Here is a 12,488-nt window from a genome sequence, read left to right as displayed (position 1 = left end):
CGCCAGACAAAGCGCGCCGCTGTACCGAACGAGTGAGCCTTGGCATACTACGTTGGTCGATTTCATGGGAAAGTTTCTCGGATGCCCCCAACCCAATTATTCATCGCAGTGCCTGCTTACGGCGAAAGCTTTTATACACCTTGTGTTCAGACATTGTTCAAACTGGGTATCGAACTCGAACGACGGCACATCCGATCCATCCTTGCCGCAGTGTCCTATGCTGACGTTGCAGAAGGCCGCAACGCATTGCTGACGCATTGGTTCGACAAGACGGATGCGTCTCATTTGCTCTTCGTCGATGCCGATATGGGCTTCGAACCACAGCTCATATTCGACATGCTCGAGTTCGATAAGCCGATTGTCGGGGCGATCTATCCCAAGCGGCAGATTGACCTCGATCGATTCGCAAAAGCGGTGAATGCCGGACAGTCAATGGACAAGGCGAGCGCTGCCTCGCATGACTTCGTCGTGCAAAAGCCTTCTCGATCCTCAGGCAGAAACGGCTTCGTTCGAGTCGACGGCTGCGGAACGGGGATCATGCTCGTGCAGAGGTCCTGTATCGAGGCCATGATAGCGAAGCTGCCAGCAATTGTGGATAAACGGGCGGGACTCAATCTGGGCAAAAAGAGCTCTCGAATCATCCGTGCATTCGAGTTTCTTACCGTGGATGGACTACGACTGTCAGAAGACTATTCATTTTGCCATCGTTGGCGTGAAGATTGCGGAGGCGAAATTTGGGCCAACGTCTCGCACGCGATCACTCACGTTGGACTTCGACATTTCACCGCTCGATTCAGCGATGCGCCTGGCACAGGCGTTAGGATCCTGGAAGCACCCATCACACTGCTCCCCAATCAGCTGAGCATCAAGAAATCGCGTCCGCCATTGGGCTGATCTCGTATCTGTCGATTGGCCTCCAGAAGAATGAGGGCCCGCGGGAGATACTCCCACGGGACCTCATCTGTGGTCAAATTACTTCATGCAACGTGAATATTCGCTGCAGCAGGCACGCCTGTGCTCAAATGTGCCAAGTCAATCTTGTCGCTGCCAGTCCCGTTTGCCGAATACCAAAGCTCTTGCGTCGTCGCGTTGAAGAAGAACTTATTGGTGCTGCCGCTTTCATTCCAAGCACTCGCCGCAGTTTCATTCTGACCTGTGGCAATCGAGGTGGTGAATTGGCCGGCCGAGATCGCCGAGGACTCTGCCGTTGTCAGGCTAAGGCTTGCAACGTCAACAACAATCACATCCCTCGCTGCATCGAAGTCAGAAAGGATGTCGTGCCCTCCTCCCGACGCCTTCAGCGCGAATATGTCGTTCCCGGTTCCGCTAACCAGCGTATCGTTGCCGCTGCCGCCCACAAGCAAGTCGTTACCTGACGTGCCGGTCAGAGTGGCGCCACTCGCCACGTTAGAACCACCCACAAGGTCTACCTGAAGGCTGCTTGTCGCCGTATCGGTATCGTGATCGGTAGCCGTCACATCGAAAAGCAAGTCCGTGCTGGGAATAAGCGTCTCGTGATTGTAGGTGATGCTGTTGACCGTGAACGTAGCGCCGCCGCTGACCGCGTGATTGTAGTCTACGTCCACCTCGGTGAAGCTTTGACCAACGTAGAGCGTGTACGTCTGCGTCGTGCTATCGAACGCATACGTATTGATGAGCGCTACATTCGACGTCTCCTGCACCACGATGTGAGTGTCTCCGGAGCCCGGCTTTGCAACGTTAATATCGAATTCATTAACAAGGGTTGCGCCATCCTTGACGTCGAACTTGACGTCTGCAGTACCGTTCGACTGCCATTGAGTGAAAATGAAGCTTACCTGCGTCTGTTCCTGAGCAAAATTGAGGTGAAGATCTTCGTTCGCATCCATTTGCAGTCCGGAGTGACCAACGGCGATGCCATTGTTCGAAGCCTTGACTTCGAGGAAGTTGCCGTTGTTGTCGGTTCCGGTGATGATAAGTTGACCGTCCGGAGAGGTGAGCGAGGCCTGGCCGCCACCTGACGCTCCGAAATCGGAACCGTTGACAGTGACCTGCGTCAAGAGCCCAACGCTCTCCAGATCGAACGTATAGGTGCCGTTTGGATCGATCAGCAGCGAGAAGAATGGATTGCTAAGGGTCCCGGCTGTGTCGGTGTAGAAGGCATCCAGTTCCACCCCTCCGCTGACTGCGTGAGTCGTGTAGTAGAAGGTATAATCGTCGCCGTTTCCGGTCACGTGCACCGAGGTGATTCCGCCTCCAAGATTTGTCGTTGCGAGATTGAACCCCGTGCTGCCGACAGAACCGTTGTGGACGGCAACGGCCATGGATGCATCGCCGTCTGCGCCAAAGTTGATGTTGTAGGTGCCATTTGCGATTTGGTTGTCCTGAGCGGCAACGATCGCTGTCTGAAAGCCGCTCATGATCGGACCGTCGTCCAGGAACGTCACGCGCGTGCCGAGGTCGATGCTCGAGCTCGCCGTGTCGCCGTCATGGTCGGTGATCGTCGCCGACAGCGTCACCGCACCGCTGGCGAGGCTGATGCCTTCGCTGGTGTCCGGATTGGTGCCGGTGCTCTCCTTGACCGCCCGGTCCTCGGTGAACGTCACATTGCCGCTGCCGTCGACCGACAGCGTGAACACCAGAAGGTTCGTCGTCGCGGTGTGGCCCTCAACCGTCGTGCCGTTCATCACCAGCACGACCGCTTCGCCGGTCTGCGAGTCCACCAGGCCCGTCGACTTGGAGGCGTCGATCGACAGCGCATAGCTGATCGAACCGGACTGACCATCCGCACCGGGGTTCGAGATGAACACGCCGGCGAACGAGGCGCTCGTCGTCGTGTGCGTGAGGTCCGGCGTCGTCCCGCTGATCCCGTTCGTCCCAGCCGTCAGGAAGCTCTCGTCCAGCGTCAGCGACGGACCCGTGCCCGACGCAACCATCGTCGGACCGTCGTCCAGGAACGTCACGCGCGTGCCGAGGTCGATGCTCGAGCTCGCCGTGTCACCGTCATGGTCGGTGATCGTCGCCGACAGCGTCACCGCACCGCTGGCGAGGCTGATGCCTTCGCTGGTGTCCGGATTGGTGCCGGTGCTCTCCTTGACCGCCCGGTCCTCGGTGAACGTCACATTGCCGCTGCCGTCGACCGACAGCGTGAACACCAGAAGGTTCGTCGTCGCGGTGTGGCCCTCAACCGTCGTGCCGTTCATCACCAGCACGACCGCTTCGCCGGTCTGCGAGTCCACCAGGCCCGTCGACTTGGAGGCGTCGATCGACAGCGCATAGCTGATCGAACCGGACTGACCATCCGCACCGGGGTTCGAGATGAACACGCCGGCGAACGAGGCGCTCGTCGTCGTGTGCGTGAGGTCCGGCGTCGTCCCGCTGATCCCGTTCGTCCCAGCCGTCAGGAAGCTCTCGTCCAGCGTCAGCGACGGACCCGTGCCCGACGCAACCATCGTCGGACCGTCGTCCAGGAACGTCACGCGCGTGCCGAGGTCGATGCTCGAGCTCGCCGTGTCGCCGTCATGGTCGGTGATCGTCGCCGACAGCGTCACCGCACCGCTGGCGAGGCTGATGCCTTCGCTGGTGTCCGGATTGGTGCCGGTGCTCTCCTTGACCGCCCGGTCCTCGGTGAACGTCACATTGCCGCTGCCGTCGACCGACAGCGTGAACACCAGAAGGTTCGTCGTCGCGGTGTGGCCCTCAACCGTCGTGCCGTTCATCACCAGCACGACCGCTTCGCCGGTCTGCGAGTCCACCAGCCCCGTCGACTTGGAGGCGTCGATCGACAGCGCATAGCTGATCGAACCGGACTGACCATCCGCACCGGGGTTCGAGATGAACACGCCGGCGAACGAGGCGCTCGTCGTCGTGTGCGTGAGGTCCGGCGTCGTCCCGCTGATCCCGTTCGTCCCAGCCGTCAGGAAGCTCTCGTCCAGCGTCAGCGACGGACCCGTGCCCGACGCGACCATCGTCGGACCGTCGTCCAGGAACGTCACGCGCGTGCCGAGGTCGATGCTCGAGCTCGCCGTGTCACCGTCATGGTCGGTGATCGTCGCCGACAGCGTCACCGCACCGCTGGCGAGGCTGATGCCTTCGCTGGTGTCCGGATTGGTGCCGGTGCTCTCCTTGACCGCCCGGTCCTCGGTGAACGTCACATTGCCGCTGCCGTCGACCGACAGCGTGAACACCAGAAGGTTCGTCGTCGCGGTGTGGCCCTCAACCGTCGTGCCGTTCATCACCAGCACGACCGCTTCGCCGGTCTGCGAGTCCACCAGGCCCGTCGACTTGGTCGCGTCGATCGACAGCGCATAGCTGATCGAACCGGACTGACCATCCGCACCGGGGTTCGAGATGAACACGCCGGCGAACGAGGCGCTCGTCGTCGTGTGCGTGAGGTCCGGCGTCGTCCCGCTGATCCCGTTCGTCCCAGCCGTCAGGAAGCTCTCGTCCAGCGTCAGCGACGGACCCGTGCCCGACGCAACCATCGTCGGACCGTCGTCCAGGAACGTCACGCGCGTGCCGAGGTCGATGCTCGAGCTCGCCGTGTCACCGTCATGGTCGGTGATCGTCGCCGACAGCGTCACCGCACCGCTGGCGAGGCTGATGCCTTCGCTGGTGTCCGGATTGGTGCCGGTGCTCTCCTTGACCGCCCGGTCCTCGGTGAACGTCACATTGCCGCTGCCGTCGACCGACAGCGTGAACACCAGAAGGTTCGTCGTCGCGGTGTGGCCCTCAACCGTCGTGCCGTTCATCACCAGCACGACCGCTTCGCCGGTCTGCGAGTCCACCAGGCCCGTCGACTTGGAGGCGTCGATCGACAGCGCATAGCTGATCGAACCGGACTGACCATCCGCACCGGGGTTCGAGATGAACACGCCGGCGAACGAGGCGCTCGTCGTCGTGTGCGTGAGGTCCGGCGTCGTCCCGCTGATCCCGTTCGTCCCAGCCGTCAGGAAGCTCTCGTCCAGCGTCAGCGACGGACCCGTGCCCGACGCAACCATCGTCGGACCGTCGTCCAGGAACGTCACGCGCGTGCCGAGGTCGATGCTCGAGCTCGCCGTGTCGCCGTCATGGTCGGTGATCGTCGCCGACAGCGTCACCGCACCGCTGGCGAGGCTGATGCCTTCGCTGGTGTCCGGATTGGTGCCGGTGCTCTCCTTGACCGCCCGGTCCTCGGTGAACGTCACATTGCCGCTGCCGTCGACCGACAGCGTGAACACCAGAAGGTTCGTCGTCGCGGTGTGGCCCTCAACCGTCGTGCCGTTCATCACCAGCACGACCGCTTCGCCGGTCTGCGAGTCCACCAGCCCCGTCGACTTGGAGGCGTCGATCGACAGCGCATAGCTGATCGAACCGGACTGACCATCCGCACCGGGGTTCGAGATGAACACGCCGGCGAACGAGGCGCTCGTCGTCGTGTGCGTGAGGTCCGGCGTCGTCCCGCTGATCCCGTTCGTCCCAGCCGTCAGGAAGCTCTCGTCCAGCGTCAGCGACGGACCCGTGCCCGACGCGACCATCGTCGGACCGTCGTCCAGGAACGTCACGCGCGTGCCGAGGTCGATGCTCGAGCTCGCCGTGTCGCCGTCATGGTCGGTGATCGTCGCCGACAGCGTCACCGCACCGCTGGCGAGGCTGATGCCTTCGCTGGTGTCCGGATTGGTGCCGGTGCTCTCCTTGACCGCCCGGTCCTCGGTGAACGTCACATTGCCGCTGCCGTCGACCGACAGCGTGAACACCAGAAGGTTCGTCGTCGCGGTGTGGCCCTCAACCGTCGTGCCGTTCATCACCAGCACGACCGCTTCGCCGGTCTGCGAGTCCACCAGGCCCGTCGACTTGGTCGCGTCGATCGACAGCGCATAGCTGATCGAACCGGACTGACCATCCGCACCGGGGTTCGAGATGAACACGCCGGCGAACGAGGCGCTCGTCGTCGTGTGCGTGAGGTCCGGCGTCGTCCCGCTGATCCCGTTCGTCCCAGCCGTCAGGAAGCTCTCGTCCAGCGTCAGCGACGGACCCGTGCCCGACGCAACCATCGTCGGACCGTCGTCCAGGAACGTCACGCGCGTGCCGAGGTCGATGCTCGAGCTCGCCGTGTCACCGTCATGGTCGGTGATCGTCGCCGACAGCGTCACCGCACCGCTGGCGAGGCTGATGCCTTCGCTGGTGTCCGGATTGGTGCCGGTGCTCTCCTTGACCGCCCGGTCCTCGGTGAACGTCACATTGCCGCTGCCGTCGACCGACAGCGTGAACACCAGAAGGTTCGTCGTCGCGGTGTGGCCCTCAACCGTCGTGCCGTTCATCACCAGCACGACCGCTTCGCCGGTCTGCGAGTCCACCAGCCCCGTCGACTTGGAGGCGTCGATCGACAGCGCATAGCTGATCGAACCGGACTGACCATCCGCACCGGGGTTCGAGATGAACACGCCGGCGAACGAGGCGCTCGTCGTCGTGTGCGTGAGGTCCGGCGTCGTCCCGCTGATCCCGTTCGTCCCAGCCGTCAGGAAGCTCTCGTCCAGCGTCAGCGACGGACCCGTGCCCGAGGCGACCATCGTCGGACCGTCGTCCAGGAACGTCACGCGCGTGCCGAGGTCGATGCTCGAGCTCGCCGTGTCACCGTCATGGTCGGTGATCGTCGCCGACAGCGTCACCGCACCGCTGGCGAGGCTGATGCCTTCGCTGGTGTCCGGATTGGTGCCGGTGCTCTCCTTGACCGCCCGGTCCTCGGTGAACGTCACATTGCCGCTGCCGTCGACCGACAGCGTGAACACCAGAAGGTTCGTCGTCGCGGTGTGGCCCTCAACCGTCGTGCCGTTCATCACCAGCACGACCGCTTCGCCGGTCTGCGAGTCCACCAGGCCCGTCGACTTGGTCGCGTCGATCGACAGCGCATAGCTGATCGAACCGGACTGACCATCCGCACCGGGGTTCGAGATGAACACGCCGGCGAACGAGGCGCTCGTCGTCGTGTGCGTGAGGTCCGGCGTCGTCCCGCTGATCCCGTTCGTCCCAGCCGTCAGGAAGCTCTCGTCCAGCGTCAGCGACGGACCCGTGCCCGAGGCGACCATCGTCGGACCGTCGTCCAGGAACGTCACGCGCGTGCCGAGGTCGATGCTCGAGCTCGCCGTGTCACCGTCATGGTCGGTGATCGTCGCCGACAGCGTCACCGCACCGCTGGCGAGGCTGATGCCTTCGCTGGTGTCCGGATTGGTGCCGGTGCTCTCCTTGACCGCCCGGTCCTCGGTGAACGTCACATTGCCGCTGCCGTCGACCGACAGCGTGAACACCAGAAGGTTCGTCGTCGCGGTGTGGCCCTCAACCGTCGTGCCGTTCATCACCAGCACGACCGCTTCGCCGGTCTGCGAGTCCACCAGGCCCGTCGACTTGGAGGCGTCGATCGACAGCGCATAGCTGATCGAACCGGACTGACCATCCGCACCGGGGTTCGAGATGAACACGCCGGCGAACGAGGCGCTCGTCGTCGTGTGCGTGAGGTCCGGCGTCGTCCCGCTGATCCCGTTCGTCCCAGCCGTCAGGAAGCTCTCGTCCAGCGTCAGCGACGGACCCGTGCCCGACGCAACCATCGTCGGACCGTCGTCCAGGAACGTCACGCGCGTGCCGAGGTCGATGCTCGAGCTCGCCGTGTCGCCGTCATGGTCGGTGATCGTCGCCGACAGCGTCACCGCACCGCTGGCGAGGCTGATGCCTTCGCTGGTGTCTGGATTGGTGCCGGTGCTCTCCTTGACCGCCCGGTCCTCGGTGAACGTCACATTGCCGCTGCCGTCGACCGACAGCGTGAACACCAGAAGGTTCGTCGTCGCGGTGTGGCCCTCAACCGTCGTGCCGTTCATCACCAGCACGACCGCTTCGCCGGTCTGCGAGTCCACCAGCCCCGTCGACTTGGAGGCGTCGATCGACAGCGCATAGCTGATCGAACCGGACTGACCATCCGCACCGGGGTTCGAGATGAACACGCCGGCGAACGAGGCGCTCGTCGTCGTGTGCGTGAGGTCCGGCGTCGTCCCGCTGATCCCGTTCGTCCCAGCCGTCAGGAAGCTCTCGTCCAGCGTCAGCGACGGACCCGTGCCCGACGCAACCATCGTCGGACCGTCGTCCAGGAACGTCACGCGCGTGCCGAGGTCGATGCTCGAGCTCGCCGTGTCACCGTCATGGTCGGTGATCGTCGCCGACAGCGTCACCGCACCGCTGGCGAGGCTGATGCCTTCGCTGGTGTCCGGATTGGTGCCGGTGCTCTCCTTGACCGCCCGGTCCTCGGTGAACGTCACATTGCCGCTGCCGTCGACCGACAGCGTGAACACCAGAAGGTTCGTCGTCGCGGTGTGGCCCTCAACCGTCGTGCCGTTCATCACCAGCACGACCGCTTCGCCGGTCTGCGAGTCCACCAGGCCCGTCGACTTGGAGGCGTCGATCGACAGCGCATAGCTGATCGAACCGGACTGACCATCCGCACCGGGGTTCGAGATGAACACGCCGGCGAACGAGGCGCTCGTCGTCGTGTGCGTGAGGTCCGGCGTCGTCCCGCTGATCCCGTTCGTCCCAGCCGTCAGGAAGCTCTCGTCCAGCGTCAGCGACGGACCCGTGCCCGACGCAACCATCGTCGGACCGTCGTCCAGGAACGTCACGCGCGTGCCGAGGTCGATGCTCGAGCTCGCCGTGTCGCCGTCATGGTCGGTGATCGTCGCCGACAGCGTCACCGCACCGCTGGCGAGGCTGATGCCTTCGCTGGTGTCCGGATTGGTGCCGGTGCTCTCCTTGACCGCCCGGTCCTCGGTGAACGTCACATTGCCGCTGCCGTCGACCGACAGCGTGAACACCAGAAGGTTCGTCGTCGCGGTGTGGCCCTCAACCGTCGTGCCGTTCATCACCAGCACGACCGCTTCGCCGGTCTGCGAGTCCACCAGGCCCGTCGACTTGGTCGCGTCGATCGACAGCGCATAGCTGATCGAACCGGACTGACCATCCGCACCGGGGTTCGAGATGAACACGCCGGCGAACGAGGCGCTCGTCGTCGTGTGCGTGAGGTCCGGCGTCGTCCCGCTGATCCCGTTCGTCCCAGCCGTCAGGAAGCTCTCGTCCAGCGTCAGCGACGGACCCGTGCCCGACGCAACCATCGTCGGACCGTCGTCCAGGAACGTCACGCGCGTGCCGAGGTCGATGCTCGAGCTCGCCGTGTCACCGTCATGGTCGGTGATCGTCGCCGACAGCGTCACCGCACCGCTGGCGAGGCTGATGCCTTCGCTGGTGTCCGGATTGGTGCCGGTGCTCTCCTTGACCGCCCGGTCCTCGGTGAACGTCACATTGCCGCTGCCGTCGACCGACAGCGTGAACACCAGAAGGTTCGTCGTCGCGGTGTGGCCCTCAACCGTCGTGCCGTTCATCACCAGCACGACCGCTTCGCCGGTCTGCGAGTCCACCAGCCCCGTCGACTTGGAGGCGTCGATCGACAGCGCATAGCTGATCGAACCGGACTGACCATCCGCACCGGGGTTCGAGATGAACACGCCGGCGAACGAGGCGCTCGTCGTCGTGTGCGTGAGGTCCGGCGTCGTCCCGCTGATCCCGTTCGTCCCAGCCGTCAGGAAGCTCTCGTCCAGCGTCAGCGACGGACCCGTGCCCGAGGCGACCATCGTCGGACCGTCGTCCAGGAACGTCACGCGCGTGCCGAGGTCGATGCTCGAGCTCGCCGTGTCACCGTCATGGTCGGTGATCGTCGCCGACAGCGTCACCGCACCGCTGGCGAGGCTGATGCCTTCGCTGGTGTCCGGATTGGTGCCGGTGCTCTCCTTGACCGCCCGGTCCTCGGTGAACGTCACATTGCCGCTGCCGTCGACCGACAGCGTGAACACCAGAAGGTTCGTCGTCGCGGTGTGGCCCTCAACCGTCGTGCCGTTCATCACCAGCACGACCGCTTCGCCGGTCTGCGAGTCCACCAGGCCCGTCGACTTGGTCGCGTCGATCGACAGCGCATAGCTGATCGAACCGGACTGACCATCCGCACCGGGGTTCGAGATGAACACGCCGGCGAACGAGGCGCTCGTCGTCGTGTGCGTGAGGTCCGGCGTCGTCCCGCTGATCCCGTTCGTCCCAGCCGTCAGGAAGCTCTCGTCCAGCGTCAGCGACGGACCCGTGCCCGAGGCGACCATCGTCGGACCGTCGTCCAGGAACGTCACGCGCGTGCCGAGGTCGATGCTCGAGCTCGCCGTGTCGCCGTCATTATCGGTGATCGTCGCCGTCAGCGTCACCGCACCGCTGGCGATGCTGATGCCTTCGTTGAGATCCGGATTTGTGCCGTCGGGCTCCTTCACGGCACGGTCATCCGTGAAGGTCACGAAACCATTGCTGTCGACCGACAGCGTGAACACCAGAAGGTTGCTCGACGCGGTGTGGCCTTCCACCGTCGTGCCGTTCATCACCAGCACGACATTTTCGCCGGTCTGCGAGTCCACCAGGCCGGTCGACTTGGAGGCATCGATCGACAGCGCATAGCTGATCGGATGCTGCGGATCCGCCACGCCGTCCGCGCCAGTCACCGCCTGGAAAATGCCGCCGAACCACGCGATCGCCGTGTTGTTGCCGTTGTGGATCGATCCATCGATGCCGTTGGTCAGAGCCGTCAGGTTGCTCTCGTCGACGGTCAAGTTCGGAATAAACCGCTCCTCACCGTCCAGGACGACCTGGATCGACGGACCATCGTCCTGCAACGTCAGATGCGGGCCGACGTCAGCACTCGCACTCGAGCTCTGGTTGCTGTTGTCCGTCACCGTGGCCGTCAGCGAGATGAGGCCGGCGGGCACATGGGTGCCCTCGCTCACGTCGCCGTTCTCGCCCGTACCTTCATGCACCGAGCGCAGATCCGTCAGCGTCAGCTTGCCGCTGCCATCGACGGACACCGTGAAATCCTGCGGGCCAACGGCCGCGGCGGCTGCATCCTTGCCTTCGCGGCCGACCACGACCCCGTTCTCCAGGAACAGGTACACATGATTTCCGGTCTGCGAATCGATCAGTCCGGTGTCCACGCCGGGCGCACTGATCGACAGCGCGAAGGCCAGGGACTGCTGCCCACCGGGCACGTTGAGCGTGACGGGCAACAATCCTGAAGCTACAGTCGTCCCTGCAGGACCAGTCCCAGAGCCGTCAATGCCGTTCGTCGCAGCCGTCAGGAAGCTCTCATCGACCACCAGTTCCGGCAGGGTTCCGAGCGAGATCGTGGGCGCGGGAGGGGTCGTCGGCTGCAGCACAAAGCCGGTTGGGAAATCGACCTGGAACGTCGGCAACTCCTCCTGAGGAGCCAGGGTGTTGGTGGGTACCGGCGGCAGGGGGTCGACCGTAAAGGGGCTGAAATTCGCGCCGCTCGCCTGCGCGTTGTTCTGCCCGAGCGTGTCGCCGGCCGCGGGGAGAACGGCCGAAGCCGCGGAGGGATCATTGATGATCGGGAAGGCGCTGGCAAACTCGGCGACCGTCAGATCGCGGCCTGGCGCGACCTCGATGGTGAGATTGCCGAGCTGGTCGTGGCGGGAGTCGAAGAACGGCTCGACCGTCACAGTGGAGTGGTTGTCGAAAAGGATGATCAGCTTCTCGCCGATATGGACGAGGGTGATCTTTTCATTCGAAATAGCCGAAAAGTCGACTTGAACCTTCTGGTCGTATCCGAGGTTCAACACCACCGCCTGATCGGCAAACGGCTTTGTCAACTTGAAGATGCGCGGCGGAGATGCGTTGTTCGAATTTCCCGCACCAGTAGCCTGGGCAACCCGAAACTGCTCGTTCATGAAATCTCTCCGCGAAAAGAACGTGAAGTGAAAATTGCAGGTAAATTTACGTCGAAGTGTATCTTTAAGCTATTGTTAACCCCAGCAGGGGTCAAGAAAACTATTTGGTTAATCAATACTTTCGATCAGGATGTGGTAAAGAGCCGCGCGGCACGCGACATGTCGCAAAACGGGGCGAAATCGCTCGCCGTTTTGGCGCATGTCGTTCCAGTCCTAGGGCGGCAGCTGGAGCAAAAGATGAGGAAGTTACTCGTAACAGCCGTGCTGGCGGGACTTTTCGGGTTGCAGAGCGCGGCTGCTCAAAATCCGCCGGCGCCAGATCCCCAGACGGTTGAACGCACGATCAAGGCGCTACCGAACAAGGACACTCAAATCGGGCTTTACATTAACGTCAGGCCCGATTGCACCTCCGGCCCCCTGCCGACCATCCGATTGGCAACATCCCCGACCTCGGGAAAGGTCGTCGTGAAGTCCGGCAAGGTGAAGGCGACCAACTACAAGGCCTGCCTGGCGCTGGAAGTGCCGGCATACATTGCGTTCTACAAATCCCCTCCGGATTTTACGGGCAACGATCAGCTGACCATCGAGGTCAAATATGCTGGGGGTCGAACCGAGATCCAAAAGATAACGGTCAGTGTCGTGGGACCTGGCGGTCAGAAGATCTAGCGGTAGTCCAGACACGGGACCGGAAGCAATCGACAAACCGTCCATCGACCCGGGCTT

The 12,488-nt window shown here is 63.3% G+C and carries 3 protein-coding genes; 2 read left to right on the top strand and 1 reads right to left on the bottom strand.

The features are described from left to right. The first annotated feature begins 39 nt into the window (after nt 1–39). The gene (locus XH90_RS13235; protein WP_194481893.1) at nt 40–894 is read left to right on the top strand and encodes a hypothetical protein; all 855 of its coding nucleotides are present in this window, start codon (nt 40–42) and stop codon (nt 892–894) included. Between the two features lie 83 nt (nt 895–977). Here XH90_RS13235 and XH90_RS13230 read toward each other — a convergent pair whose 3' ends face one another. Further along, on the bottom strand, nt 978–11,654 hold the full coding sequence (locus XH90_RS13230; RefSeq protein WP_194481892.1) for a DUF5801 repeats-in-toxin domain-containing protein: 10,677 nt from the start codon (nt 11,652–11,654) through the stop codon (nt 978–980). Here XH90_RS13230 and XH90_RS38985 point away from each other — a divergent pair. Continuing rightward, nucleotides 11,625–12,431 (top strand): hypothetical protein, encoded by an 807-nt coding sequence (locus tag XH90_RS38985; protein ID WP_246755799.1) that lies wholly within the window; start codon nt 11,625–11,627, stop codon nt 12,429–12,431. The two genes, XH90_RS13230 and XH90_RS38985, sit on opposite strands and share 30 nt — an antisense overlap. Nucleotides 12,432–12,488: the final 57 nt, after the last annotated feature.

Source organism: Bradyrhizobium sp. CCBAU 53338 (genome assembly GCF_015291665.1).
In the GTDB taxonomy this organism is placed as follows: Bacteria; Pseudomonadota; Alphaproteobacteria; order Rhizobiales; family Xanthobacteraceae; genus Bradyrhizobium.
Note: the sequence above shows the minus strand (reverse complement) of the source record. Positions and strands in the feature narration are given on the sequence as shown.